The following is a 26300-nucleotide window of genomic DNA, read 5'->3' as shown; positions in this document are numbered from 1 at the left end:
CAAGACCATAAGTCTTAGGGACGAGATTGTTATACTCGCGGTACCACCCCAAATTTGCCAATATGTCACCATATTCGCCTCATCGAGTACGGCATTACACGGTAATGCAGATACTCTAGCTCTGTAACAGGAGCTCCTGGCACACCATCCTCCTCTATATGAGGGTTCCGTGTGCTGCTCTGAGTCTTTTTTCAATAAAGAACGCTTTGCCCCTTTTCAGCTGCCGGAGCTCTCTGTACAAGAATTCGTTTATTTACTCGTCTCTTCATCGCATTTGTTAAGATTATTATATATAAAACCATTTCGGTGGTAAACCTTATTTATAAAATTTTCGGAAAACTCGGCTGATTTCAGGAGCTGTTACTCCAATCGATACCTGTTGGAACCAATTTATGGCTGAAGTCGCAGTGCTTCCAGTTCCATTTCCCGGTGTATCGTCATTTCCATTCTCGTTCTTAATAATATGTATTGATTCAACAACGGGTGATCGCAGCCCAAAACATGTTGGATCCGGCCAGTCATGGAATCATCTTTATACTCGTTGCTCCATTGGAACAACTCCGTGTAGAGATCGGAGAACAGCTCCTTATTCGTCGCAATAAAACGGAGGGGATGAAGATAATCACTCAGCTTCGCTTCCATCAAATCATGCAGCACCTACAGCCTGTGAACGATCAACGACTCTGCCTCTAACGTCTCACCCTTATGTAAATCCAGCGGCATCCTATTCTTCATGTCCGAAATAAGCTGACTGAACATTACTTCGGACATTTGCATAGACATGTAAATCCCACCAGTGGCTTCCCGTTCTTCTCCTTAAGTTTCTACCCATCAAAAACAAACATGCGCAATTTCCTCAGCCAATTTCTGATCTCCGCATCTCATAATCACTGTTTATGATGACGACATCTTTCCTATAAATACGGCACTTATCGATCGGTTTCGTGCATAATGCTTCAAGCTAAACGGCTATCGTTCCATCCGGACTTTCATTGCTCCTACATATTCTCCCCGCGGACGATAACTCCCCTATCCTTAGCCCGGAGTGCTGAAAATAATTTTCCTACCCCAAACCACAGAATCTCAACTAATGCGATGGCACCAACCACGTCCAGCAGGACATGCTGTTTCACGAATAGCGTGGAAACAATGATCGACCAAGCAATGATATGCACGACAACCCGATCTTTATTTGTAAAGCCTGCACTAGCTGCTGCCCCTTTTATCATCAAGTAACTGGTCAGGACATGGATGCTTGGGAAACAGTTGTAGGGATTGTCGGTACTATACACCAGGTTTACAAACCAATCAAGAACCCCTGTGCCCATAAGTGGCGGTCGCTCTACCGTCGTCTGGAACAAGAAAAAGATAATGTAACAGGCAATTAGTCCAATACACTGGGTCAACAGTGTTCGATAATACACATTGCGATCTCTGGCACAGAACAAAAACAGCATGATAATGATAAAAGGGTACCATACCAGATAAGGTATAATGAATATCGGTACAAACGGAATCACGGTGTCAAGATCCGTCACTAGGCTTTTTACTGGCGTATGTGCATGGTTTAAGACACCATAAAAAATGTTGAGCACAGGAATGGCCAGGATCCATAGCAGCGGGAGATATGACTTCCATTTTAAGTTCATTGGCTTCCTCCCTTCTTCGACTCTTCAGTCTCTTTAAATATATGAAACAACAACGCAATTGCGCCACCTGTTTTTGACATTAACCAACGATTTCAGCCGTAATATCATATGGTTTGAATGTTAATCCGGATAACTACCATGGTCTCTCATCTTCACTTGCGTTTAGCTTAAGATCATCCCCTCATTTTGCACGACGAATTTGCCGGTAACTTCACAATATACCATGTCGTGAAGCAAGGCTCAAGTCAATACCCCATCTTCATGTCAGTAAAAATCAACCATACAGACAAATCGAGCAAGTCCATTGCTGGACTGCTCGATTGGATAAGTTACTGCGTATAATCGATTTTCCCATTAACAATCGGCATATTCCCCTAATTCAATCGTTCCCCGCTTCTCCCTGCCTCCTTGGCCCCGCCGAGCATAAACCATTCGATGCTTCCGTTAAGCTCACACAAACAAGCAGCCCCTCACGGAGCTGCTTGTTCAAGTTTAGTTAATTTTGGTAAACAACCACTTCTGTGCATCCGTCCCATTGTCCGTCCACTGCTGGACAACAGCCCCATCTGCTGTTGAAGAACTGGCTACATCGACTGCCAGTCCGCTCACCTTGGACACAAGTTTATAATACCCTCCGCCCACATCAACGATCTTCCATCGCTGCGCATTCGATCCATTATCATCCCATTGCTGCAGTTGAACGCCAGTGGATGTAGATGAACTCGGCACGTCGAGAACTTTTCCGCTGTGTACGGCTGTTAGCTTGTAGTAACCGTCTCCGGTGCTTTCTACTCTGAACCTTTGATTATTGGCGACGTAGTTGGTCCATTGCTGTATCTTGGCTCCACTTGCCGTGGAGACATCCACAACATCCATCACTTTGCCGCTCGCCTTGGAAGCGATCGTGTAAATCCCATTACTGATCACGTTTGATGCACCCGTGTCCTGATAGACGCGTACATAATCCACCAACATCTGCGATGGGAACGGTGTGGAATTGTTCGGACTTCCAGGCCAATTTCCGCCGACCGCCAGATTCAATAATATAAAGAACGGGCGCTGGAATTCCTCGGTATTACCGGTTCCATTCTCAATATAGAACTCATTGAACTGCTGGCCGTCCACGAACCAACGGATATATTTAGAGTCCCATTCTATGCTGTAGACATGGAATTGGGAGAAATCCAAATTGCCGGACACTCGTCCAAAATCGGCATGCCCTCCTGCATCCCAGTGTACGGTACCATTCACGTAAGGGTTATTGTTTACCCGTTCCATAATGTCAATTTCTCCGCTTTTCGGCCAGCCAACCGAACTGATATTGCTTCCGAGCATCCAAAACGCCGGCCACAAGCCTTGACCCGAAGGCAGCTTGATCCGCGCCTCCACTTTCCCGTAAGTAAAGCTCTTCAAGTCTTGGGTTTTTATCCGGGCAGAAGTGTAATTCATCCCGCCATAAGATTCCTTCTGCGCTGTAATGACAAGGTTACCGCCAGTAACCTGCACATTCTGTGCCCGGTCGGTATAATACTGCAGCTCATTGTTTCCCCATCCGCCGCTGCCGGTACCGATTTCCGGTGTCCAATTGGCTCTATTGAGCGAGGTTCCGTTGAACTCGTCACTCCATACCAAATTCCAGTTCGGTGCGGCATTGGTTTTGTTGACAGGCAATAGAACGACCAGAAGACTGAACAGTATAACTACACATATTCCTTTTCTTAGCATCATGTTCCCTCCTAATTATCATCGGATTATGGCTTCATGGATACCAGTGCAACTCATAGCTGTTCTTCAAGCGAACCGTCTACTGAAGCTTCGAATCACCTCTCTTTCTGTTCACCATTGTTTGCCATACAACCAATCTATGATGGTAGATTCACTTGTTGTTCGAGGATATAACACTTGAAATAATACGCTTACATTTCCATTATAAGACCATTATATACCACTATCAACCTCATTTTATATTTTTTTACAATCTATACATCCCTATCCTATCAGAAAAAGCCGGCTGCAAGCGCCGGCTTAGAGTTTCCCTCGATCACATTTGTTATTCCCACCAATCGTTCCACTCTATAGACGTAGAATATCGCTCATCGGTTTGTAGTTTTTGTTGACAGTCAACCGTAATGATGAGTTCACCCTTATGTTCCCCATTATCGTCTGGCGGAACAACAATAACCTGAACTCTCGCAGGGGGATCAGGTTATTAGAGACAACATGATATCGTCAATACTTATTCACGACATATCATGAGTTTGTTGCCATCGGGATCCTTCACGACGAACCAATGATTATGCTCAATTTCCGTCACGAGTTCCACTCCGAGCTTTTTCATGTAGGTTAATGATCCTTCCAGGTCCTCTGTCAGCAGCATGAACGCAGGAGTATCGATAGACGGCGCTCCCCCCGGCTGATCTCCTCCCCACTTCGGCATGGTATCCAGGATCACGCCCGTTCCTTCCATGGGCAAAGGGCATAGATGACCATTCATCACCTGGCAATCATCTTCCGCTATTCCGAGTACACGGCAGTACCAGTTGCGCGACCTTTCGATATCCCGAACCGGAATGAAAATGCTGCCTACTTTGTTCTTAATCGGGCTTGCCTGTGCATGGTTGTGACCATCCTGCATTTGTTCGTTCATTGTTTTGCCTCCATGGATCATTTTTAACACGCGGGGTGTCGTAAACGGACGATACCCTTCCGGCTGCACTTTTTCGATAGGCAATCGGCTCATCAACTCCCTCCATTCTTAAGCCTATGACATGATTTGAACAGGAACATAACACTTCACTTTGAAAATCCCGTGGTCCGCCTCTTCCTTAGGTAAGTAACTCGCAAACCAAGAGCGCGCTGGATCTGGCCTATACTCGGTTGACATAGCGAGCCATCGATCCACTCTTTCAAGTAAACCTGTCATTGTGCCATAAGCACCTGACTCCAGACAGGCATACATTCCGCCTTCCAGCTCAACTTGTAGATCGACTTCTTCATGGGAAGCAAGAAACTCCTCAGGAGGGGCTATATAAACCTCGTACAAAGAGCTTTCGTCCAGCAGTCCACCGTCACAGTGCATGAATACACGAATTCGCGAATCTTCAATTAATCCATTACGAAATAACCAGGAAATGGAATCTTCATCCGCTTGTTTGACGCAGTCTACACCCGTTCTTCGAAAACGCATCACCTTAAGCGAAGACAACTCCACGATTTCAATACGCTTCACCAGCTTACTTCGTTCCACCGGAAGATATAGCTTCATCCGAACGATTTGATCCCGGTTCAGCGCATATTCTTCAATGAATTCATGCTTTCCTTGCTCAAACACACTGCGGGGCAGCCATTCAGAGAACAAACGGTTCCAGGTGTTCTGAATACAGTCTTCCGCCACCGATGGGGATCTAGCTACTGCATAAAGGCCGCCGTCCAGCGTTATGGAATATAGCTCCGGATGCTTCATCATCTCGGTGTGGTCCATCAGGTCTACAGCGAGCAGCTGATAACCGAATGGCTTGGTATCACCTTCCATATCCACGTTCCAACCGAAGAGCCTCAAGCCATTCATGTCGATACGGTATGAAGACAATAATTCGCGAAAATGATCAATCGCCACGGTTTCTATGCCACTCTCAAACTCGGAAACAAACAGATAGCCGATCCCTTGCTGAGGATTCAGACGGATAACCCTTACCTCCGGAAATCGTTCTGATAAGTCCCGCTCTTCCATATAGCTTACATGTTCATTCAGATTCATCCATTCGAAACTGTAAACCAACTGAGATCTCCGGTATTGTCCTGGAGTCAGTCCCGTGAGCCTCTTGAAGGTTTTAATGAATGCCTGGTAGGACTCAAATCCGCAGCGGTATCCGATATCGATTGTCGGCAAGTCGGTATCCCGCAAGCAGATGGCGGCTTCGTTGATTCTGCGTTTACGTATGTACTCCTTGATGGGGTGTCCCGTCAGGCTATGAAACAATCGGTATAAATTGGGCAATGACATGGCCGCCACGCCGGCAATTTCCTCGAGTGACAGCGATTCTGTTAGATGATCTTCGATATAATCAATGGCGCGTTGAACGATTTCACCGCTCTGCATTTCAAGTTCTTTTGCCCCCTATCTGTATGGATTGGCTATGAGGTCATCATACCAAATTCCTTGGAGCAAAAACTGTACTTTTTTATCAAAAAAATGAGATGAATGATTTGTTTAAAACAAAAATGCTATCTTATTCGTAAATTTGGTTACTGGATAAGAAATGTAACAGTCTTTCATCAAAATGACGAGCATGTTGTCCAATCCAGATCAAATGTCCCTACGAGTCGAGCACGTTAGCTTCTGCATGTAGAATACAAGATTGAGCTTGCTCAACATGAGTTAAGGGGACAACACTATCATTTTTACTACGCTGGACCAGCGTCGGTGCACGAATACTCCTTAATTCGTTCGTATAATCGGTTTGTGACTGTTCCAAATCAATGAGGAATCCTGAATAGGAACGTTGTCTGTTATTCATTTTTCGAAATTCCTCCAATGATTTCTCATCAAGTCTTTCGCGGATTTCACTAAAACGGAGCTTGGAAAAGGATGGCAGCATTAATTTGAATGTAGTTCGTGGCAGTATATTGTTTATTAATGCAATCATGTTCCACGTTTTTTTCTCAACGCTGGGTTTAAAAATATGACGTCCGAGTTTATATTCTTTGTCTTGGGGTTTGAGCCAGGGTTTAGTGACGGCACTCTGAAGTGTCAAACTTGCAACACGGTCAGGAAACATAGCCGCAAAGCAAATACCGGTTGGTCCACCCGCCGATACTGCTATAATATGTACACGCATGGGCCTACACGAAGGTCGGAACCAAAAAAAGTGCTGGCATTCACGCCAACACTTCCTCACGGGATATTTTCTCAACATTGAACAGTATAATAGAAGAACTTTAACGATCTCGATTTACCATGTAATTTAATAAATGCTTGAGAAACGCCGTATTGCGCGGCATCTCCTGCAGCGCCTCCATGGCCTGGCAATAATGCTCCCACATTTCCCGACTGGCGCCTTCCTGACCCAAAATGCTCACAAAGGTCGATGTGTTGTTCTCCACATCCTGTCCTCCGGGTTTCCCGAGCTGCTCCAAATCCCCCTGCACATCAAGCAAATCATCCTGGATTTGAAAGGCAATGCCCGCATGGTAAGCGAATTTTTTCAGTGTCGCAATTTCGCTCTCCTTCACCTGAGCAAGGATGGCAGGCATAACGAGAGATGCCTCAAACGCAATGCCCGTCTTGTAATAACAGACCGTATTCAGCTCCTCCAAGGACAATACCTTCCCTTTTGAATTCAAATCCATCGCCTGGCCCGAACACATATCTCCAGCCCGTTGGGACGAATATTGAATCAGCTTCAGTACCGTTTTCGGATCAAACCCTTCAAGAGACGATTGTTCTTCGATGGCCTTCTGAATCAGGAACAAACCGGTAATTTCCGCCGTGGCGCTATCATGAACCCGATGCAAGGTCGGTCGCCCTCTACGGGTAGAGGCGTTATCCTGGGACGGCAAATCATCGAATATCAAGGAAGCGGTGTGCATGTATTCAAGCGACCTCAGCAGCGGCACGATGGCGGAAGCTCGCAGTCCGTATTCTTTAACGGCCATGACCCAAGTCAAGGTAGGTCTTAGACGTTTGCCATCCCCTTCGAGCGTATAATTGGCGGCATCAATCAACGACTCTTTCATTGGAGGAATGCCAGGAAGTTTCGCAATTTGCAAGCTGTTGTTGATCTCATTCCGAACGGTTTTAAAGGTATCGATAAAAAGATCCTTTTCCTTCCGCTCGTTTCTGAGCACCGTAACCATCTGGTCCCGCAGCAATTTATCGAAGAAATCCACCTGATCGGCTTTTAGAACCATTTGCTGGATGAGCCGATTAAATTCCGGGTTCCCGGATGCAAAAATATCCATGATTTCGCTGTATTTCTCTGCTCCGACCCGTTCTTTACAACGCTTCAGGCCATTGATGGCCCGGTCCAGCATTACCTCTCGCGTCTTGGCGTCCGAGTGATACACGTTATGAATCAGGTGAGAGATAACCGCCCAATACATTTCAAAAGGATTGATAAGATCCGTACGCTGACCGCGATATTTTAAATAATAAGTGTACGGTGTTACCGCTCCGTCTTCCATATCCTGAAACATATCGGCAAAATCATCGGCCAGTTGGTTGTAGATACCGTAAAAGAATGTCCGGTCCTCAAAACCTTCATCCGCCGACGCGCTGATGACGGAACGGACAATCAATCGGGAGGACGATGATTTCAGAATGATCGGCAGATAGATTTCCTCGTTGCTGTAATTGGGATTGGCGAGATCCTTAATACGGTCAATATGCTGAGAATGAAAAAACACGTTAGACTGCTCAAAAAAAGTCTGCTGCGTTTCCGGGCATTGGTGTCCCTGAATATACTCAAATGCATCTCGAAGCTCCTTATGAACGAAATGAACGAGATCCATGTTTTTCCCGCTCCATTGACCCATCTCCGGAACCGTTCCAGTGAGAAGCGCCTGTCGTATCATTTGGGAGTATTGTTCCTTCTCCTGATCGTTCAAGACCCCTGAATCGAGCAGATCGTCTATAAAAGGATAGGTCAACCCGTAGGAATAACCCAATCGGATGGCATCATCAAGACGGGCCGAGCGCTCCGCAGGCGATGTCCCGACACTCATATCTTCGATGACGTGCATAACTACACCGACGATAATTTTGATCAATTTGCGTTGGGCTTGGTCCGCATCCATCTCCTCCGGAATATGGGTCGCCACATGCTTCAGTTTGTTGATGACCCAAATGACGGCATCTTCGATACCTTCCTTCTGGGCCCATCGGTACAGCCCGGCCAAACTCATATAATCCGGCGTGTCTCCTCCATTCGAGCCGGTGGAGCGAAGCAAAAGTTTTTTGGTATCGTGAGCAACGCGCCCTATTCTGGCCTTCGTGTCAGGCGAGTCCAGAGCCATACCCAGATCTCTCATGTAAATATAGGAAATGCTTCGATCCAAATAACTATCCAATTCACCTGTATAATGGAGCCATCCGATATATCTATAATAATCCCGGGTATCCGGTTTCTTCTTTCCCGGCGATAAAAAAGACAGCCATGAAGGACGACGAATATGCTTCCTTTTCCACAATAGAATGTCTTCTGTCAGGATCGGCACATAACTCTTTTCCTTAACCTGAACATAAAGTGATGCAAAATACTGTGCTGCCTTCTGTTCAGCCCGCCGATATCCCGTATCGGCATAATCTGTATACGCCACATTCATAAGATGGAATCCCTCAACTTCTTAAGTGTTTAACATGTTCCCATGTTTATAACCTATATACGTAGAAGTTTCATTCGGGTTACATTTCAGTTTCAGCGTTGAAACAAATCGATGCCCTGGATCCAGAGGTCCATAGCTTCCGTTACTTCGATCAACTGCTCTGCTGGGGTTAAGGAAGCTTCGTTGTCACCCTTTTGGAAACCGTAAGAACCGAATTGTCCGTGATTGCCGCCTGCAATATCCACGTATGTTGTCTCATCCGGCAGATTCTTTCTTGCAGCTTCCCATTCTGTTCGATCGAGAATGCCATCCTTCGTACCGGTGATCTGAAGTGCGGACATATTTAATCCGTTTAGCTTGCCTCCATCATCCGCGTAGGAAGCCATGAAGTAAACCCCGTCAATGACATCCGGATGTTCAGAAGCATATCTCGCAGCAAAAACGCCGCCTAGAGAATGCCCGCCAATGACATAACGGCTCCCTTGATGCTCCGATATGAAGGAATCCGCCTTATTCTGTCCGAACACGGCGAGATTCAAAGGCATGGATGCAATGTACACGCGATGCCCCTTCTCCGCCATTCTCTTGGCAAAAGGCGCATAACTTTCGGGCTCCACCAATCCACCCGGATAAAAAATAATGTCAGGCTGGATCACCTCCCCGCCCACCGGCTCGAAACGATAGCCGTCCTTAAGGTGTTCGACGACAACTTCCGGATCACTTCGAAACACCGCTTTAGCTTCATCAAGCGGCTTGTAAGTAAGAGAATCCAGTATGACACTGGCTGCTATGATTACCATGGCTATTATAGACAGGGTCCATATGACGATCTTGAGCCCTCTTTTGCTCCTCGATTTATGGGTTTGCTTCATTCCCATCACGGTCCCTTCCATCTCGGTATGTCGATTATTTAATTATACCGCAGGGTTAATTCAAATCCTATCGATCCATTCCAAACAGAAGAAGGCTGCCGATTGGATCTGCAGCCTCGATTACTACTGAATTAGGAACCTGATCTTACAAACCGGAACCAGCCAAAATCGAATTGGCTTCCCGGCAGGAAGATGAACGTCACCTTCTGTTTGCCGGTTACATGCTCCAGATCAAACAATTGCTCTTCGTATCCAACAGACCGCGTAAATTCAACGAGCTGGTTGCTTTCTCCTTCCGAATTGGCAAAACGGATATGAATCGTGTTCTTATCTACGACCGAACGGCCGTATACAATCAGTTTCGATGCACCTGTTTCTGAGAAATCGATCGGGTCAAACTCGAGGGAAACATTATTTCCGATACCTTCAACAAACTTGTTGTCCATAATCGTAAAGGTATCTCCATAGATCCGATCGCAATCTGCGGCAAAATTCTGCTCGAAGGCTCTATCCCCCACGTGAAAATAAAACCCTTTGATGTGCACCTTCTGACGAAGGACAAAGCATATCGCCGTGATCCCGCGCAGCTTCTTGGACAACTGGTAGGTTTCTTCCTGATACACGTTCCACTTGGACTCTTTCTGATAAATACAATCGGCCAGCAAGAAGCTGCCCTCCTCACCGGGCATCCCTTCCCAGATTTGCAGCGAGTACGCTTCGCTTGAGAGCGCAAATATCGGAATGGTAATTGTATCGGAGCCATGGGGACCGAAATCGATGTCCCGAAATCCGACTTGCGTCTCACCGTCTCTACTCGTAGCTACGCCTCTTTCGTTCCCGTTTCCCACATCACCTTGACTGTAGTCATACAGTCCTGCCGAAATGAAGGAGTATGGGTCTTTGTAGGCCGCCCCCAAACCATCGACTTGAAATTCAAGCTGGGATATGAGCTTGGTCTTATCCGTTCCGTTCCGACTCGTACACCTCAAACGAAACTCACCGTCGCCAAGGGCAGTCACGATGGCTTCATGACCAGCGGCTTCCACACTGGCGATATTGGAGTCAATACCGGCATCATTCACGACAGCCCATTCAACCTCTTGATAAGAGGTTTCCGGCGGATGTAACATGGCACGCACCACCACTTGCCGATTGGACGGATGAAATGTTTGACCTCCTTCGCTGATCAGTTCAATCTTGCGAAGCGGAAGCTCAAGCAAACTCCCCGTCAGGCACGGCCCATCTTCGTTACTCATGCTTGCTGATATGCCCGTTGTCACTTCTTCCTGTGCGGGAATGGATGTCAAATGCAGGCATCGGCTCTCTAAACCAATCGAAGACACTTCGATCTGAATTTGGCCAGCCTCCAATGTGGATCCGATGATCGCCATTAGCTTGCCGCTGAACAGCCTTCTGCTTCGGCCTTTGTACGGATCATAATCCGTGCTGTCCCCATTATCGAGTCCAAGCAATCGTCCGACACTCGTGACCTGGACTTCCACCCGGTTATTCGCATTCTCGACAGCATGGCCGTTCTCATCTTCCATCGCGATTTCGACGAAGATGAGGTCTGCTCCATCGGCTGTTAATTCTTCTTTATCCGGGCGCAAAACAATGCCCTTGGCATCGCCAAAAGAGGTTCGTATATCCGTAGCCACGATACGTCCTGCTTCGTCATAAGCGATCGCTTTCAATTCGCCTTTCACATAAGGAATCTTCCACCAGCCCACAAGCTGTCTTCCGTGTGCATGGTCAATATCTTGTTTACCGATGGTTTCCCCATTAAGCTGCAACTCGACCCTTGGCGCATTGGAACAGATGCGAACATCGATCATTTGACCGTCGTTGAAATCCCAGTATGGCAGCAGATGCACCATGGGCTTTGTTTTATAATCCGTCCAGGCCGCTTGATAGATATAATAGGAATCCTTCTTGAAGGTTGCCGTATCCATCTGACCAAAATAAGAGTTTTTGGTATGATACGGCGTAGGTTCTCCAATATAATCGAATCCGGTCCATATAAACTGTCCCAGCGAGAAAGGCGTATCCCGCTCAGCCAGAATGCACGCCTCCGCCGATTTCGCTCCCCAACTGGTCGAGCTGTTTCCGAGGGAGGAACACTGCTCGTCATCATCGGCCAGAATGGACTTCTCATACGGGAAATGATAAATGCCTCTGCTTTGTACGACCGACGCAGTCTCGCTGCCATAGATGATCCAATCCGGATGTTCCTGATGATGCTTCTCGTAATATTTCTCGGCATAGTTATAACCTGCCACCTTTACGATGTCTGCACAATGCTGAGCGTTCTCCCAAGGCATATAATTCGATCCGATGGTAACGCTTGCATTTTGCTTGGGATCGTATCGCTGGACCTCTGTCATCAGCATCCTTGTTATGTCCTGCCCCCTCTCATCCGCATGGGTATCATATATTTCATTCCCGATACTCCACATTATAAGGGACGGATGGTTCCGATCCCGTTTGACCCAGCTCTTCACGTCATGCTGAACCCAATCCGGGAAAAACCTTGCATAATCATATGGGGTTTTCGGACGTTCCCACATATCAAAGGCTTCCGATACGATCAGCAGCCCCATTTCATCCGCAAGATCCATCCATTCCTTAGCAGGCATATTGTGTGCGGTGCGGATCGCATTAGCTCCCATGTCTTTCAGAATAGCAAACCTTCTGGCTAAGGCCGTTTTGTTAAACGCTGCTCCCAGAGCTCCGAGATCATGATGCTCGCATACGCCATTCAATTTCAGTTTGCTGCCGTTCAGGAGAAAACCCTGATTTGGATCAAGCTGAATATGGCGAAATCCCACGTTGTGCGATACCGATTCTACAATTTCATCGTGCCAGCCTGCTGGGAGATCTGTTCCAGTCACCCTCATCTCGGTAACCAACTGATACAAATGAGGTTCATCCGGGCTCCATAGCCTTGGACGCTCTACAGCTAAAGTTTGCGTATTCGTTATATTGCCTGCGCTGCTAGCATTGACTCGATCTGACACCTCTGCGATCCTCTGACCATCCTTCATGATGATGTGGTTGATAACCACATCATCAACGATGTTCACTTCCGTGTCGACTTCGACCAACCATCCATTTTCCTGACATACTGTTGATATATAAATGCCGTCTGTTGTGATATGGTTCGCTTCCCTTATCTTTAACCATACATTACGATAGATGCCCGCGCCCGAATACCATCGGCTGTTCGGACTTTGGTGTACAACCTTCACAACGATGACATTCTCCCCTTCGATCAGGAAATCCGTTATTTCGTGTTCAAAGGAGGAATATCCATATTTCCATTCACCCACGTAATGACCATTGACATAAACCGAAGAATCCATATAAACACCGTCAAAACACAGCAGAACCTGAGCGCCTTCGTAATTCCACGACCATTGCTTCCGGTACCAGCCCATGCTGTTTTCATATAAACTCTCCGTGTTATAAATAAGCCAATCATGGGGAATATCCACGGGTTGGAATATAAGATTTGCCGAATCCGTATGGTCAAGACTGCTTTTTGCAAATGTCCATCCATCATTAAACAATGTTTTTTTGTTCATGAGTGGTATCCACCTTCTTCATTTATTTAATAAATCCAATGTAAGCAGCATATTGAAGCCAGTCTATCCTACTATATCAGGATGCTTTATCATTTGGGCCCGCTCTTACAAAGGTTCTAAAGTTTTCAAAGGATATTCTTTAATCACCCTATTCTGTTCACCCATACAAAAAGGAGCCCTTTGACTGCAGCAAACGTCAGAGCTCCTTGCTTGTTATAATGTAAATATGAAAAAGAGATCAAGACAACTTGATCTCCTCGATGAGCGCCGAGTGTTAGTGCAAGTACCCTGCCTCCACTTCGTCCAAAACTTGTCTTGCTTGTTCAATCCACATATCGTCCACCGATGCGTCAGGGTCGATCGGAGCCTGGAATTGATCAAAGAGAGCTCCCAATAAACGAGGTGCCGCATGCTTGTCGGTTCCTGTATTGTATATATGTCTAAACACGAATGGACGGCCGAGCTTTATCGTAGCATGGCAGCCGCCGCATTCGCCATCTAAGCTGCCTTTGGTTACCAGAAAAGGGATCCGAAGCCACACCATCCGCTCCTGATCCAAGCGCCGGTCCAGATAACCATGCTTGTAATCCCAATTGCCGGCTAACGTAAAATCATGTTTACATAGATAGGTATCTATATTCACAAAACGATCTTCAATATTCTCCAATCTCGATTCCAAATTTATCATGTGCGCCCACCTTATGTTTTTAGTCCTAGGATGGACTTGAATTCCAAATCGTATACGAACAACGTATACGAATTCAACATGACGAATCATCTACATATGTGCTGAGTCTCACTTTCTACCTCTACTAGTGACTCCTCTCCCTTAAATTACTAGTTGTTATGATGTATGCTTTCGAATCTCCTTCAAAACCCATAAATTGAATGACGTTCGTCATTAAAACAGTGACACTAGGCCATATCGAAGTCATAAACACAACTTTCTTCCTGAGTAGTTAGCCTTAATTTTGTTCGAATTCATATAATTTATATCATTTAGTTATACTTTACCAAATATGTCGTAGTTCCTTTTATACCGATCATTCGTTCGCTGTGCTCCTCGCTGCCTGTCCTGTAAGAACAAGGGCTCATCTTTTTTTGAGGTATCAATGCTATAATAACCCCGTTTACTAAATAGAGAATACGCGGAGTTCTCGTAGAGAAACGGAGGGAAAACATGAAAGTGAAAGGTTACCCGCTGCTTGCCAGTCTCTTGGCTGTCATGCTTCTGGTGGGGCTTCATACCCCGGCTTATGGGGAAAATGCTACAAAAAAAGCAACTTGGATCTGGCAGACGGATCTGATTCAGGATGGCGGCGAAGAACTTCTTCGTTTTTCCAGAGAAGAGGGAATTAATCTAATCTTCTTACAGATTGATCGTCAACTGCCGTCTGAAATTTACGAGGCATTTATACAACGTGCGCATGAGAATCAAATCGCAGTGCATGCTTTAGGTGGAGATCCAAGATGGGCCCTCACCGAACATCGGGAAGATATGCTCGGACTCGCGGATTGGGTGGTGAACTATAACGGCAAGGTTTCGGCCGGTGCCCGATTTGACGGAATCCATCTTGATATAGAGCCGTATGTACTTGCCCAGTGGGAGGACGAGAAGGACAAGATCATCAGCACTTGGGAACAAAATCTGGAGGTGTTCCTGAATCAAGTGTCCGGAAACGAGCTGGAACTCGGAATCGACATCCCCTTCTGGTTTGATCAATACTCCTTGGAGAATGGCACCAATCTGAATGAGTGGCTGATCCGTACATTTGACCATGTTACCGTGATGGCCTACCGGAACGAAGTAGAATCCGAGCATGGAATACTGGAACTGACGCGAGATGAGCTTGAGCTTGCCAACAGGCTTGGTAAGCAGATTCTTATTGGGGTTAACACGAAGGAAATGCCGGGCGAGTCTCACACCAGCTTTTATGGACATGGTAAGGACAGAATGAACGAGAAACTGGAGCATCTGTCGGGTGTGCTCGGTTCATATGCATCCTTTGCCGGGATCGCTATCCACGATATCCGCAACTGGCAAAACATGTCCGATGATGGGAGCGTACCGCCAGACGATAACGAACCTACTTCCCCATCACCGGACCCCGATCCGAATCCTGAACCGGGAGAAGGCGGTCGCGTGCCAGATGCGGATCCGGTTACACGGGACCCTATCGTAAGAGGCACGTATATATGGGAAGCTCATGAAGTGATTCAGAACAGTCAGGAAATTCTTGATTTTGCGAAAGAGAAAAACTTGAACTGGCTGTATGTAAGACTGGACCTGGAGCAACCGTACAGTTCGTACTCTTCGTTTGTTAAACAAGCGGCTGCTGCCGGAATCGAAGTTCATGCCCTGGGTGGTCATCCGATATGGGCACTTGAGGAGAACCGACCCAGAATGCTGCGATTGGTTAATTACGTAAAGAACTACAACCGCGCAGTGGAAGGCAATGAACGTTTTCATGGCATTCATTTGGACATTGAGCCTTATGTGCTGCCTGCGTGGAGGGAAAATTCGCAGCAGGTTATTTCCGAATGGACCGCGAATCTGGATGCCTTTGTTACGGAATTGAAAAAGGACTCCAATCTGGAAGCAAGTATGGATATGGCTGTGTGGCTGGATAAATACAAAGTTACCGGTCAAGATATGTCGCTCAGCAAGTGGATGATCAACCGAATGGACCATGTTTCACTCATGGCCTTCCGGGATGTAGCGGAAGGATCGAACGGGATTGTCGCAGTCTCTAAGGAAGAGATTGCATTTGCCGATGAATTGGGCAAACCGATCAAGATTTCCGTCGAGATCAAAGCCAGCCATGAAGGCGATCATATTTCCTTCTATGAAGAAGGAGCAGCTTACATGGAGGAAGAGCTTGCCAAGCTGCCTGATTTATTGAAGGATTCACCTTCCTTTACCGGTAGCGTGGTGCATGCGTATACTTATTGGAAGAATGCTAAGCCTTAAGAGGTAAGAAACTGAATAACCCCATCGCTCTTGAACGAGCAATGGGGTTATTTTATTGACGCGTTAGGAGGCGTAACTCGCTCTTATCAACAGGGGGGGCATAAAACGTCATAGTCTCATGTACTCTTCTTCGCAAGCGTTCTCTGGGCTCGCTTTACGATGCGCTCGGTTTCCTTGGTTCCGGAAGATGACTGCCACTCCCGGCATAGCTGAATCACCCAATCCGGATTCGTTTTACTGGCATCATTAAGCCAATTCGCTACAGAATCCTGCACATATTTGACCGAATCGGATTTCACCGCATCCAATAGCGGCCGAGCAATGTCCGGGTTCTCTTTTAGTTCGGCAATATGTTTGGCCCAGACGCCTTGCGGGCGAATCACTTCAATTGCAAATCTCCTAATGTACATATTCTTGTCATGAACCCAAGACGATAACAAACGTATAGATTGCCTTAATTCGCTCGCGACAGAATCCCTAACAGCCATCCATGATATTTCACGCACGCCAAAATGTTCATCTGCTGCAAACGCCTTTATTCGGTCCAGCTTCTGTTCAAGGTCCAGCTGATCTAACCCAACCATATAGGCTGCCCAGCAGCGAACGCTGTCTGAACGGTGTTTAGACAGACTGTTTACGATATCAAATTGTTCAGTCTTCGGCATTTGCTCCTGCAGATTCATCCAGGAATCGGCAATCGCCGGGATGATTTTTGTCACCTTGTCTTCAATCTGAACCAACCTCGATAACATTTCATCTCGCTGTTTTTGTAATCCAAACTCGTCCAATACATTTTTCAGCAAGTTCAAGTGATCTACGGCAAGCCATTCTGTCAAATTCACCGTTTCCAATCGCCCTTGCTGTAGTAGCACCTTAACTTCTTCAGGAACCTCACTCACCTTACGAGCACCTTTCCTGTGCAATAATGCACGGTCTATCGATATCTCTTCATCGTTGATTTCCATCCCGATCCAGTCTCCTTAATCTATTATATAAGTTACAGAATAAACGGGATCCAGATCAATGGATGTAATGCAGCTTACAACTTACGTTGTTCAGCTCAATCTCGTCATGGCGTAATCCCGATGAATGTAAATCGTTCGAAATCCGGTCTTGATCACTTTCGCTTCCGATAGCTCTTTTAATACCAATGTGACAGCCTCCCGAGTTGCTCCGACCAAATTCGCAACTTCTTGATGCGTCAGTGGCAGATCGATTCTATAGTACTCGCCGCTACCCTCCAGATCAAATTGATTGGACAGGTTTACGATCACGTGCAGGATTTTTTCATGTAGTTTACCCAACGCCAGGTTTTGCGCAAGACTGCTCATATGTACCAAACGGTCACTCAAGACCTTCATCATATTGAGCATGAATTGAGGGTGTTCGATCAGAAAGTTCTCAAATCGCCGCTGATCGATCATACAGATATCGCATTCTACCAGCGTTTCAATGAATACCTCCCGTGTACCGAGCGATAAACCGTTTAATTCACCAAACACATTCCCTTCGCCCAATATGTCCAGCGTAAATTGCTTTCCTTCTGTGTTTAACCTGTACAAGCGAACTCTACCCTTTTTCACAAAGTATAATCGTTCCGTGAAGGTTTGCGGTGTTTGTATGAATGTATGTTTAGGATAGATTGTAATGGAGGTTAGCTCATCCATCACGACCAAATCATCTTTCGATAAGGAATGAAGCAAGTTGAATTGCGACAGATATTGAATGTTACTCATGATTTACCTCCGAGATCATATGCCCGCATAGGCTCTTTCATGTATTGTATAATTTTTCTGCTGCTAGTGGCCACCCATCTAGCAATATCATGGCAAAAAAGCCTGATTTCTCAGGCTTCATCATATACGCATATTTATCGATATAAGGTTTCACCGTGGTTACGAAGCCCGCCGTCTCTTTTCAAACAAATGCTCGCCCCTGACCCACATATGATATAAATACTCGAAGCTTCCCGCAAGTACTGCAATCAGCAGGACCTCCGAGAAATCAAGGGTCCAGTTCGCAACACCGCCAATAATCCACAGCACTATAAATACCAATCCGGCATCGGCAATCGTTGCCATCATATTGCTGGTACGTGGCAGAATAAATAAATCTCCCACCAAATAAGCAACGATGCCAATTCCTAATGCCGTCAATATAGCCCCTGTGAACGAAGCATCGGTAAGTGCAACCAGCAGTGCCGTAATCAAAACTCCATGCACCAATAACTTAACAAGCAGTTTCATAAGCGATACACTCCTTTTGCGGTAGTGTATCCCTTTTGCGTGTTTTTACTCCTGACCCTGGTCCCTAACCGTGGGAAAACCCTCATTCATATCGGCGCTGTTCCGAACCAGTTTGATTTCCATAACCGTGCCGTGGCCAAGCGTGCTATGAACCTGAATATGTCCTCCATGCGCGATCACAATGTCATGTGTAATAGCCATGCCAAGACCTGACCCTTTATGGAGTTCCCCCGTATTGGTCCCACGGTAATATCGATCGAAGATTCTTCCGAGCTCCTCCTGCTTAATGCCTTTTCCATTATCCTCCACACGAATCAGGATATGCTCTTCATTCTTCTCGACCTGGACCTTGATCGAAATATCCTCACGGTTATGAACTATCGCATTATAGATCAGATTGGTGATTGCTCTACGTATCAGAATATCGTCAACCTCGATTTTAATGACTTCATGACTGCTGCTAAAATCAATGTCCCGGTTGGCGTATCTCGGGTCATTCAGGGTATCGATCACGACATTGCGTACCAGGCTTACGAGGTTTACATTTTTCTTATTCAACGTCAGCTTTTTATTCCTCAAGCGGGTCGACAGATTCAAGTCCTCGATTACGTCTCGCAAATATTTGGACTTTCCTTCGATGATCCCGGCATAATCCCGTATTTCATCCATCGAGAACTGATATTCCGTGTCCTTTATCATCTCCGCATAGCCTTGAATCGAAGCAAGAGGCGTTTTGATATCATGCGAGATATTGCCGATCCATTCTTCCTTCATCGCATCCAATTTCTTTCTTTCCTTCTCGCTTGATTTCAGCTCTTGAGCCAAAAAATTGATATTGGCAAACACGTCCTTATATATCCCTTTAGGTTGATGATAGACGTTATAATTACGGCTAGCCAAACGCTTAATGCTGTCAATTAAGATAAACATGGGTTTGGTCAGCCGCTTGCTGAAGATATAAGCGATACATAAGGCGATGAATCCGTCAACGATGATGATGGACACACTAAATACCTTAAACATCTGTGCGAAGTTCCGTGAATCGATGGTTAACACTTGCCGCTCCAAGTATGGAGTCGTAAATCCAATCAAGTAACTGTAACGATGTTCGAAGCCTGTCTTTTCGCCAATAAAGACGGTCGAAAGCACTTCCTTCTCGACATACTTATAAATCTGCACAATATCGATGGGGGCGTACTTTGTTTTGGCTTCTTCCGGAGCAAGATAGCGGTAGATTTCCCCACCATCCTCATCCAGAATTTGTACCCATGCCTGATTCTTCTCCAAAATCTCCTTGCCCTTCTCGCTTATCGAAGCCCCCGATTCCGATATTACGATATGTTCCTGGAAGGATCTGGATATCGATTCTGCTGAGGTTTGCCGATTTAAAAGCGGGAAATCCTCATTCACCGATTGTAGAACGAATAAGCCGATAATCACCACGATGTTCATAATAATAACGATGACGACGATAAGAACCACGGAGACCAGATACCTGCCGGTCAGCTTCCACTTCATCCCTTATTCATCCTCTACGACAAACTTATACCCAAGGCCTTTTACCGTAAGGAGATACCGGGGATTGGAAGGGTCCTCTTCTATTTTCTCCCGCAGCCTCCTGATGTGAACCATCACGGTATTATCAAATCCGAAGAATTCCTCACCCCATACCTGATCATATAAACTTTCCTTGCTGATGATCTGGCCCGGATGTTTAAGCAGCAGCGTAAGCAATCCCAGCTCTTTCGGTTTTAGTGGAATGACCTTGCCGTTCTTCTTCAGCTCCACCTTCTCTTCATCTAATTCAAAGGGGCCTTTCTTAATCACGCGATTCGGTTTATCCTCATGCTCAGAAACTTCCGGTCTCCGAAACCGGGCTTTGATCCGGTAAGCCACTTCCTTCGGACTAAAGGGCTTGGTAATATAGTCGTCGCCGCCGATGGCGAAACCCAGGATTTTATCAATCTCTTCGGTCTTGGCCGATAAGAAGAATATCGGAACATTGGAGACGCTGCGTATTTTCTTGCATACCTCGTATCCTTCTCCGTCCGGAAGCATGATATCCAGAATGACAAGATCGGGCTGCCACTTCTGGAATTCAAGCCATGCTGCTTCCGCTGTTGCTGCGGTATATACCTGATCGATGCCTTCCTTGATCAGCACGGTTTGAAGAAGCCTGACAATATCCGCCTCGTCATCAACGACAAGTACCTTTTGATCAAACGCCAATTCGTTCACCCCCTGCTATAACCAACATTTTTCCCTCCTGCCAGGCTGCTATTCAACAGCGTATGGAGCATCAGGAAGAAAACATACATCCAGCTTACTCCTCCGCAAAAAACTTCGATAGCGGGTTCTCCTCTTGTTTATCTAACACCACCTTGCCCTTCTTGTCCATCACATAGTACTGATAGAAAGCGCTCGTGAATCCAAGGGATTCCTGCATTTTCGCCATGTAGGTCTCGAAGACCTCATCACTTACATGATCTCCATTCCAGAAATAGTGCAGCATTAGGCGATTTTGATTGAATGGATGCTTGATCACATACGCCCCGGAAGCACTCGGTTGATTCATGGTATCCTTCCAGGCAAAGCCCATTTTGTTCACCCGCTCGATGATACCGGACTTCAGGGCCTGGATCACCCCGTTCGTTTTACCGTTGCCGATCACGATCAGATTGCTTGTCCCCAGTTCCTTCTTCAATTTCGTTTTCAACACCTGGCGATCCCGAATAACGTCATATTTCACTCCGCTGATATCAAGAAGCATCGTGAGCTGGTTCACCATGGCTTCTTGCTGTTTGCGTGTATGATTGCTTACTTGATCGCTCAGAACGATCGATAATGGCTCTCCCTGAAGGGCCTTCTCCATGATGCGACTCATCGTTTCGTAGGGCAAATCTGGAATTTGGGAAAGGGCTGATTGGTACAGCAATTGAAACTGATCATGCATATATGCGGTTTTCTCCTCTTCGGACAGTTGGTATTCAGGCTTAAGAACAAATCCCGGCTGATGTAGAGCCGTTGCCATTTCGTTTCGCGCCTCTTTTCCGAGCACGTCTTCAATCGTTTGGAGAAGTCCCTCAATGGTAGCATTTTTATATACATAGCGTTTGAAATATTCCTTCATAAAGCGGTCAAACTTCTCTTCGCCAACGGAACGGTACAATTGGTAGATCGCTTGGCGACCTTTCTCGTAATACACCGGGCTAGCCAAATCCCCCACCTCGTCATTGGTCGATGCAATGGCAAGCTCCATCTTGGAATCGTCAAATTGAATGGATTTAAAACCATTCAGCTTATCCCCCTGCTTCTCGGCAAAATACACCTTGGAAAAATCGGCAAAACCTTCGTCCAGGAAAGATTCCTTCTCCGAATCGTTTCCGATTAGAGCGTGGAACCACTGATGAGCGATTTCATGAACGAATACAGTGTCCTGCGCGGGATCGGCCTGGGTGTGAACCTGTCCCATCTGGATGACCCGTGAATATTCAATAGCCACACCCTCCACGTAAGACTCGACGATTCGGAATTCCGGATAAGGATAAGCACCATATTTATCGCTAAAAAATGCTATTGCTTTAAATGCCTGATCGATATACCGATCAATGACCTGTTTCTTTCCCGGTTCGTTATCAAAATAAAAATATTCGATCGTCAAGCCGTCGCGGGTCACACTATCCACTTTGAAATTGGGACTGGCAAAAAATACGAATTCCCTTGTATTGTTGGCAACAGTGGAAACAACCTTGCGGCCAGGTTCCACGTTATTCCGTGTCGTTATCGTGCCTGGCATCGCCACCTGATAAGCGTCGGGAACGTTGAACTCTACTTCATAATCTGCAGAAGTATAATAATCGCTTTCGAATGATGGACTGTAAGGGGTTGTATTCCATTGATGCTTCTCCTCGTCATAGACCGACAAAACCGGAAACCAGTGAGCGCCATTCACAATATCCTGGTAATAAGATAAGCGCTGCGAGCCATACGGAATGTTCAAAGAGAAGTCCATATGTACCGATATCGTTGCGCCCGGTTGAAGGGGCTCCTTTAATTGAATTGTCAAAGCCTGATCTTTATTATGGAACTCGAGAGCTTGGCTGTTAGCGTTGACTCCTTGAATATCAATGCCGCCGAGAAAATCTTCCGGTTTCTTATCCGGATTGTTCTTGCTGATTGCTTCGTTCGATCGTTTAAACATGGACGTCTGAGTCGATTTCGAACGGTTGGCATCGGCATAGGTATGGAATACCAGCTGATTCAACGTATCCTGACTGGTGTTTCGATAGGTAACCATGCTGCTTGCCTGCATGGTCATGTTCTTCTCGTTCAGTCTCGCCTGAATATGATATTGAATCGGCGCATGCGCTTCAACGCTCGCAGAGACTTGTGAAATTGTAGTCGGGGTACCTGCTTTTGCCGCTGCATGACCCGCGTTGATGAGCGGGCATGCAGTCAATGTCAATGCAAGTGAGCCAATAATAGCCTTTTTCGATAGGATCGTCGTTTTTTCTTTTACGTGAGTCATGTTATTCTCTCCCTCTGATATCGTCCTTATTTTCCTAACGTTTCCAGCTTCACCTTGGCTGGTTCCGGAAGCTCGTTTGCCTGTACCTCTTGATAGGAACTGACACCCTTTTCCTTGACGTATAAACGCAAGTACGCTTCTTTTCGCAGTTCTTTGTTCGCCCTAAAGGTTAACGTCTTCGCGTTCCCTTCTTTGTTGAAGCCTTCCAAGGTGTACTCATAGTAGATGTACTTCTCCCCGTTATCCGTTTTGTCTTCCACTTTGGTTCCATCTTGAATTTGCACATAATATTGATCCGTCCCGATGCGGTTAATGTTCACATTTTGAATAAATACAACAAATCCAATGAGGATGGCGACAAGAATGCCGCCGAAGATCATCGTTTTTTTCATGACTATACTCCTTTATGATAGGTTATTTAGTTTTGGTTACAATTTTATAGTAGGACCTAACGGTAACGACGTAATAGATCAAATAAACACAGGTATAGACGGCCATACAGATCACGACCGGAATCACAAGATTCATATGCAGAAGTTTGGACAACGCAGAAAGTGCGACAGCGCAGTGGGCAATGCCGGCAACGAGCGGTAAAGCAAAGATGAACAGCACTTGCTGGGCTATGCTCTTTTTAACCTCACGCCGATTTACGCCGATCTTGTTTAATATCTGATATCTTGCCTTATCCGAATTTGCCTCGGTTAATTGCTTGAAATATATGATGCTGCCAGTCGCCGTAAGGAACACAAGCCCCAGAAATCCTCCCATAAAAATCAACAGGCCTGACGCTTCCATTCCTCTCGCATAATCCTGATAATAGCTGGCAAATGACGCGCTTTCCGGCAAGATGCCTTCGAGATCCTCCGTCAGTTGCTTCGCTTTGTCTTGATTCGATATGCCATAGGCCTCCAGCATGATCGTGTTTGCTTGTTTCTCCAATTGCGCAAACCGTTCATCGCTTATAACGATAGTAGAATAGACTGTACCCAAGTTCAGCACGCTGTATTTCTTCAATTCCTTAAAGGTAATTGGCTGCTCCTGCTTGTCTGTTTTGAGCGAGACCGTAGAACCCACATACGTCGGTGAAATTCCTTCGTAATAGGCCGGGTCCAAGGCAACGGCCTCGTCTCCGCTTAATGTGATGGTGTCTTTGCGGTCCTGCATCTTCGCCAGCTCGTTAAAATCATGCTGGGAGATGACGCTGTATGATTGGATGTCATGCGAAAAAACATCGTTCAGCCCACTGACATCAGCATCCACTTCCAAGATAGGGACGGACGCATGATATAACAGCTCGTGCTGCGGAGTTGAGTCTATCAACTCGTCGGCTCGCTTGGTCACGCTGCTATCATGGGAGATCCACATCATGCTGTTGGGGTTCGCTTGCTGGGCATTGCTTGCATTACTGTAATAAAAGCTGTAAGCCGTCCCAACAGCAGTAAGTGTTGTCGCGCTAAGGACGGCAATGATCGTGAGCGTGCGCGCATTGCCTTTGATGCGATATAGAAGCTGGGAGACACCAATCATGTTCATCCCGTTCCAGAATCGGTTCTTGTTATTTCTGGATATTTTCAACAATGTCACGGTCAGGGTACTGAACAGCAGATATGTTCCGATAATCACCGTCGTCAGGATGACGAGTGGCGTTAGCATGAATCCCATCGCCGCCCAAGCCTTGGATTCCAGCAGGTTCTGCAGAGCAAGCCAATATCCGGTGCCTATGAATACCAGAGACAATACAGCGGTGATCCATGAAGCCTTCGGTTCCCGTTCTCCCTCCTGATCCGCATGAAACAACTCAATCAATTTGAACCGGTAGATCAATCGGTAACCCTGCAGTGACGTGATAAGCGTAATGATCATAAACACAATGGCGGTGTTGATGATGGCCGCAGGCGATATAGAAAAATTCGACACCGCATCATATCCCATGACCTTCATTAACAGGGATACAAAAAATCTCGTCAGCACGGAGCCCAGGGCAATCCCCGCCAGTAGAGCCAGCACACCCATCAGAAAGTTTTCATAAAATAACATTCGGCCGATCTGTTTCTTCCGAACACCGAGCAATGAATACAATCCGACTTCTTTCTTGCGCTTGCGAGTAAAGAAGGAATTGGAGTACCAGATGAATATAGCCACAAAGATGATCAGCACAACGGCGGCACCGCTAAAGGCCGAGCTGATTTTTGTCGACCCCTCCGTTGCGGACTGAATCGCAGTATCATATTTAAGTGAAACAAAAGTGAAGTAAATGACGATACTAAAAATCATCGAAGCAAAATATAAAAAGTAATTGGTGAAATTTTTGCGGATGTTTTTTCTGGCTATGCTAAACAGTGTCATCATGCTCACCCCCAAGTGCAGCCAGTACCTCCAGGATCTGATCAAAAAACACCTTGCGCAGTTGGTCTTCTCGATGAAGCTCCTGGTACAGCTGCCCGTCTTTTATAAAAATGACGCGTTTGCAGTAGCTTGCTGCATAAGCATCGTGAGTGACCATCATGATGGTGGCACGCTCTATCTCATTCAGTTTCTTTAAGCTTTGCAGCAGGTTGGTTGCCGACTTGGAATCCAGAGCCCCTGTCGGTTCATCCGCCAATATGAGGCTCGGATTGGCAACAATGGCGCGCGAGGCCGCGGTACGCTGCTTCTGACCACCCGAGATGTGATAAGGATATTTGTTTAAGATATCGCGAATCCCGAACGTATCGGCGATCTCGTTCACCCGTTTTTCAATCTCGGCTGCAGGCACCTTCGACAATGCCAGGGGAAGCAAAATATTTTCTTTGACGGTGAGCGTGTCCAGCAGGTTGTAGTCCTGAAAGATAAATCCTAGCTGATTCCGGCGAAAATCCGATAGCTGCTCCTCGTTCATCGATACGATATGTTGTCCGGCAATGGTAATATCCCCTGCCGACGGTGTATCGATCGTCGAGAAAATATTCAGCAGCGTGGATTTGCCTGCCCCGGAAGGTCCCATAATACCGACAAACTCACCTTCCTGAATTTCAAGATTGATGTCTTGCAATGCCGTATATTGATTTCCTTGAATACCAAATGTTTTTTCTACATGTTTTGCTTGTAATATGGTTGTCATATCGCGTTCTCCTTCAAGTCATCGTTA

General features: G+C 46.2%; 21 protein-coding genes and 1 other annotated feature. Of the genes, 1 reads left to right on the top strand and 20 read right to left on the bottom strand.

The window, feature by feature from the left end; all coding sequences use genetic code 11:
* Window positions 1-13 precede the first annotated feature (13 nt).
* Window positions 14-278 (bottom strand) — a binding site (T-box leader).
* Window positions 279-390: 112 nt separating this feature from the next.
* The 11 genes from NYE54_RS15265 to NYE54_RS15215 all read right to left on the bottom strand — a co-directional run bounded on the left by NYE54_RS15265 (window position 391) and on the right by NYE54_RS15215 (window position 14116).
* Entirely contained in the window at window positions 391-645 is a 255-nt protein-coding gene (locus tag NYE54_RS15265; protein ID WP_339272907.1) for a hypothetical protein, read from the bottom strand.
* A 12-nt stretch (window positions 646-657) separates the two neighbouring features.
* The gene (locus NYE54_RS15260) at window positions 658-783 is read right to left on the bottom strand and encodes a hypothetical protein (protein ID WP_339272905.1); all 126 of its coding nucleotides are present in this window, start codon (window positions 781-783) and stop codon (window positions 658-660) included.
* Window positions 784-998: 215 nt separating this feature from the next.
* Window positions 999-1649: a phosphatase PAP2 family protein gene (locus NYE54_RS15255; RefSeq protein ID WP_339272903.1), complete on the bottom strand. Its 651-nt coding sequence runs from the start codon at window positions 1647-1649 to the stop codon at window positions 999-1001.
* 492 nt (window positions 1650-2141) lie between these two features.
* Window positions 2142-3374, bottom strand: a complete 1233-nt coding sequence (locus NYE54_RS15250) for an RICIN domain-containing protein (RefSeq protein ID WP_339273504.1) — start codon at window positions 3372-3374, stop codon at window positions 2142-2144.
* Between the two features lie 511 nt (window positions 3375-3885).
* Window positions 3886-4389 carry a VOC family protein gene (locus tag NYE54_RS15245; protein ID WP_339272901.1) on the bottom strand — a complete coding sequence of 168 codons (504 nt, stop codon included), beginning with the start codon at window positions 4387-4389 and terminating at the stop codon, window positions 3886-3888.
* Between the two features lie 21 nt (window positions 4390-4410).
* Complete coding sequence (locus NYE54_RS15240) at window positions 4411-5748, bottom strand: AraC family transcriptional regulator (protein ID WP_339272899.1); 1338 nt, start codon at window positions 5746-5748, stop codon at window positions 4411-4413.
* Window positions 5749-5965: 217 nt separating this feature from the next.
* Window positions 5966-6487 carry an alpha/beta hydrolase gene (locus NYE54_RS15235; RefSeq protein WP_339272897.1) on the bottom strand — a complete coding sequence of 174 codons (522 nt, stop codon included), beginning with the start codon at window positions 6485-6487 and terminating at the stop codon, window positions 5966-5968.
* A gap of 100 nt (window positions 6488-6587) precedes the next feature.
* Window positions 6588-8972 carry a polyprenyl synthetase family protein gene (locus NYE54_RS15230; RefSeq protein ID WP_339272895.1) on the bottom strand — a complete coding sequence of 795 codons (2385 nt, stop codon included), beginning with the start codon at window positions 8970-8972 and terminating at the stop codon, window positions 6588-6590.
* Between the two features lie 92 nt (window positions 8973-9064).
* Complete coding sequence (locus NYE54_RS15225; RefSeq protein ID WP_339272893.1) at window positions 9065-9850, bottom strand: alpha/beta fold hydrolase; 786 nt, start codon at window positions 9848-9850, stop codon at window positions 9065-9067.
* A 125-nt stretch (window positions 9851-9975) separates the two neighbouring features.
* Window positions 9976-13428, bottom strand: a complete 3453-nt coding sequence (locus NYE54_RS15220) for a glycoside hydrolase family 2 TIM barrel-domain containing protein (protein ID WP_339272891.1) — start codon at window positions 13426-13428, stop codon at window positions 9976-9978.
* Between the two features lie 274 nt (window positions 13429-13702).
* The gene (locus NYE54_RS15215) at window positions 13703-14116 is read right to left on the bottom strand and encodes a YugN-like family protein (protein ID WP_076323225.1); all 414 of its coding nucleotides are present in this window, start codon (window positions 14114-14116) and stop codon (window positions 13703-13705) included.
* Between the two features lie 492 nt (window positions 14117-14608).
* Here NYE54_RS15215 and NYE54_RS15210 point away from each other — a divergent pair, with 492 nt between their 5' ends.
* Window positions 14609-16399, top strand: coding sequence for a hypothetical protein (locus NYE54_RS15210; protein ID WP_339272889.1), 1791 nt, complete (start codon window positions 14609-14611; stop codon window positions 16397-16399).
* A 116-nt stretch (window positions 16400-16515) separates the two neighbouring features.
* Here the strand turns inward: NYE54_RS15210 and NYE54_RS15205 are convergent, their stop codons facing one another.
* From NYE54_RS15205 to NYE54_RS15165, 9 genes are all read right to left on the bottom strand, one after another.
* Window positions 16516-17364 carry a DNA alkylation repair protein gene (locus NYE54_RS15205; RefSeq protein WP_339272888.1) on the bottom strand — a complete coding sequence of 283 codons (849 nt, stop codon included), beginning with the start codon at window positions 17362-17364 and terminating at the stop codon, window positions 16516-16518.
* A gap of 90 nt (window positions 17365-17454) precedes the next feature.
* Window positions 17455-18135 (bottom strand): Crp/Fnr family transcriptional regulator, encoded by a 681-nt coding sequence (locus tag NYE54_RS15200; RefSeq protein ID WP_339272887.1) that lies wholly within the window; start codon window positions 18133-18135, stop codon window positions 17455-17457.
* Between the two features lie 159 nt (window positions 18136-18294).
* Window positions 18295-18645, bottom strand: a complete 351-nt coding sequence (locus NYE54_RS15195) for a DUF2512 family protein (RefSeq protein ID WP_339272885.1) — start codon at window positions 18643-18645, stop codon at window positions 18295-18297.
* A gap of 45 nt (window positions 18646-18690) precedes the next feature.
* Window positions 18691-20163 (bottom strand): HAMP domain-containing sensor histidine kinase, encoded by a 1473-nt coding sequence (locus NYE54_RS15190; protein WP_339272884.1) that lies wholly within the window; start codon window positions 20161-20163, stop codon window positions 18691-18693.
* A gap of 3 nt (window positions 20164-20166) precedes the next feature.
* Window positions 20167-20874 carry a response regulator transcription factor gene (locus NYE54_RS15185; protein WP_339272883.1) on the bottom strand — a complete coding sequence of 236 codons (708 nt, stop codon included), beginning with the start codon at window positions 20872-20874 and terminating at the stop codon, window positions 20167-20169.
* A 94-nt stretch (window positions 20875-20968) separates the two neighbouring features.
* Entirely contained in the window at window positions 20969-23173 is a 2205-nt protein-coding gene (locus NYE54_RS15180) for a M1 family metallopeptidase (RefSeq protein ID WP_339272881.1), read from the bottom strand.
* A 26-nt stretch (window positions 23174-23199) separates the two neighbouring features.
* Window positions 23200-23565, bottom strand: coding sequence for a YxeA family protein (locus NYE54_RS15175; RefSeq protein WP_339272880.1), 366 nt, complete (start codon window positions 23563-23565; stop codon window positions 23200-23202).
* A 22-nt stretch (window positions 23566-23587) separates the two neighbouring features.
* Window positions 23588-25519, bottom strand: coding sequence for an ABC transporter permease (locus tag NYE54_RS15170; protein WP_339273503.1), 1932 nt, complete (start codon window positions 25517-25519; stop codon window positions 23588-23590).
* Window positions 25506-26273, bottom strand: a complete 768-nt coding sequence (locus NYE54_RS15165) for an ABC transporter ATP-binding protein (RefSeq protein ID WP_339272879.1) — start codon at window positions 26271-26273, stop codon at window positions 25506-25508. The genes NYE54_RS15170 and NYE54_RS15165 overlap by 14 nt, the downstream gene beginning before the upstream one ends.
* Window positions 26274-26300 lie beyond the last annotated feature (27 nt).

The organism is Paenibacillus sp. FSL K6-1330, assembly GCF_037976825.1.
Taxonomy (GTDB): Bacteria; Bacillota; Bacilli; order Paenibacillales; family Paenibacillaceae; genus Paenibacillus_AQ.
This window is presented reverse-complemented; position numbering and strand designations above follow the sequence as displayed.

Coding starts and splice junctions, on each gene's coding strand:
- NYE54_RS15260 (WP_339272905.1), bottom strand. CDS start 783: ATGTCTATGCAAATGTCCGAAGTAATGTTCAGTCAGCTTATTTCGGAC.
- NYE54_RS15255 (WP_339272903.1), bottom strand. CDS start 1,649: ATGAACTTAAAATGGAAGTCATATCTCCCGCTGCTATGGATCCTGGCC.
- NYE54_RS15250 (WP_339273504.1), bottom strand. CDS start 3,374: ATGCTAAGAAAAGGAATATGTGTAGTTATACTGTTCAGTCTTCTGGTC.
- NYE54_RS15245 (WP_339272901.1), bottom strand. CDS start 4,389: ATGAGCCGATTGCCTATCGAAAAAGTGCAGCCGGAAGGGTATCGTCCG.
- NYE54_RS15240 (WP_339272899.1), bottom strand. CDS start 5,748: ATGCAGAGCGGTGAAATCGTTCAACGCGCCATTGATTATATCGAAGAT.
- NYE54_RS15235 (WP_339272897.1), bottom strand. CDS start 6,487: ATGCGTGTACATATTATAGCAGTATCGGCGGGTGGACCAACCGGTATT.
- NYE54_RS15230 (WP_339272895.1), bottom strand. CDS start 8,972: ATGAATGTGGCGTATACAGATTATGCCGATACGGGATATCGGCGGGCT.
- NYE54_RS15225 (WP_339272893.1), bottom strand. CDS start 9,850: ATGGGAATGAAGCAAACCCATAAATCGAGGAGCAAAAGAGGGCTCAAG.
- NYE54_RS15220 (WP_339272891.1), bottom strand. CDS start 13,428: ATGAACAAAAAAACATTGTTTAATGATGGATGGACATTTGCAAAAAGC.
- NYE54_RS15215 (WP_076323225.1), bottom strand. CDS start 14,116: ATGATAAATTTGGAATCGAGATTGGAGAATATTGAAGATCGTTTTGTG.
- NYE54_RS15210 (WP_339272889.1), top strand. CDS start 14,609: ATGAAAGTGAAAGGTTACCCGCTGCTTGCCAGTCTCTTGGCTGTCATG.
- NYE54_RS15205 (WP_339272888.1), bottom strand. CDS start 17,364: ATGGAAATCAACGATGAAGAGATATCGATAGACCGTGCATTATTGCAC.
- NYE54_RS15200 (WP_339272887.1), bottom strand. CDS start 18,135: ATGAGTAACATTCAATATCTGTCGCAATTCAACTTGCTTCATTCCTTA.
- NYE54_RS15195 (WP_339272885.1), bottom strand. CDS start 18,645: ATGAAACTGCTTGTTAAGTTATTGGTGCATGGAGTTTTGATTACGGCA.
- NYE54_RS15190 (WP_339272884.1), bottom strand. CDS start 20,163: ATGAAGTGGAAGCTGACCGGCAGGTATCTGGTCTCCGTGGTTCTTATC.
- NYE54_RS15180 (WP_339272881.1), bottom strand. CDS start 23,173: ATGACTCACGTAAAAGAAAAAACGACGATCCTATCGAAAAAGGCTATT.
- NYE54_RS15175 (WP_339272880.1), bottom strand. CDS start 23,565: ATGAAAAAAACGATGATCTTCGGCGGCATTCTTGTCGCCATCCTCATT.
- NYE54_RS15170 (WP_339273503.1), bottom strand. CDS start 25,519: ATGACACTGTTTAGCATAGCCAGAAAAAACATCCGCAAAAATTTCACC.
- NYE54_RS15165 (WP_339272879.1), bottom strand. CDS start 26,273: ATGACAACCATATTACAAGCAAAACATGTAGAAAAAACATTTGGTATT.